Genomic DNA, 1,226 nt, shown 5'->3' with positions numbered 1-1,226 from the left:
TGCGACTTCAGCCGGTCATTGCAACACATTGCTGGAATCGTTCGGCCGGCGTTTCAAAGTTCAACGTCTGCCGAGGTCGCTCATTCAAGCGTCGAGCCACGGCATCGAGCTTGGCTTGAGAATACACCGACACGTCGGTGCCTTTGGGGAAGTACTGGCGAAGAAGGCCGTTCGTGTTCTCGTTCGAGCCACGTTGCCAGGGATGTTGCGGATCGCAGAAGTAGACCTGGACATCGGTCGCCAGGGTAAAGCGCTTGTGATCGGCCATCTCCTTGCCGCGATCCCAGGTCAACGATCGGTAGAGTTCGCGAGGCAGTTTGTGCGCATGCTTGATCAAGGCATCGATGACCGTTTGTGTGTCTCGGCCATCGACCTTCACCAGCATGACGTAGCGAGTGTGTCGCTCGACCAGCGTGGCGATCTGACTGTTATGGCTACCCATCAGCAGATCGCCTTCCCAGTGACCAGGCACGGCCCGGTCCTCGACATCGGCGGGGCGCTCGCGGATCGAGACCATGTCGGATAGCTGTCCGTGGTTCGGGGTCTTCTGCGTGTGATGGCGGGAACGCCGCATCGCCCGTGTATGGCGCAAATGCGCCAAGAGCTCCTTTTTTAAGGCGCCACGGGCCTGAATGAAGAGGCTGCGATAGATGGTCTCGTGCGACACTTGATGCTCCTCGTGGCCGCCCGATCGCTGCTTGAGCCAGCCTGCAATCTGCACCGGGGACCATTGCTGTTGCAACTTATCGGCAACCAGCCGGGCCAGCACGCGATGCTTGCGGAGCTTGCAGACCTTGGGTCGGCGTGCGTGATCCCAGGCGCGCTGGTCAGCGTGGCTCGCACGGTAAGCGTCGCGTCCGCCATTGCGCCCCAACTCCCGCCCGATGGTCGAGGGTGCACGGCCGAGGTGAACGGCGATCTGGCGGAGCGACTGCCCCAAGGCGACCCGCCGCGAGATCTCTTCGCGCTCAGAAAGCGTCAGGGCGCGCAATGAACGGTGGCGCGGCACGGGGCGAATACCGCCGACTTGGGCTATCACACGGCGTATCGAGGAATGCCTACGCCCCAGCCATCGGGCGATCTGGTGGAGCGATTCACCCTGCTGCCATCGCTCCCACAGCAGGGTCTTCTCGCTATCGGTGATGTGACGCCGAAGTCTGGGTGCCATGCAACACTCCTTCCGCTTGCGCGTCTATAGTGTGTTGCTTTGACCGGCTGAAGTCGCA

General features: G+C 61.7%; 1 protein-coding gene. It reads right to left on the bottom strand.

The features are described from left to right. Positions 1–7: 7 nt before the first annotated feature. Positions 8–1,168 (bottom strand): IS30 family transposase, encoded by a 1,161-nt coding sequence (locus tag AC3G2C_RS19760; protein WP_488386338.1) that lies wholly within the window; start codon positions 1,166–1,168, stop codon positions 8–10. Positions 1,169–1,226: the final 58 nt, after the last annotated feature.

This window comes from Frateuria sp. sgz306004 (assembly GCF_057750885.1).
This window is presented reverse-complemented; position numbering and strand designations above follow the sequence as displayed.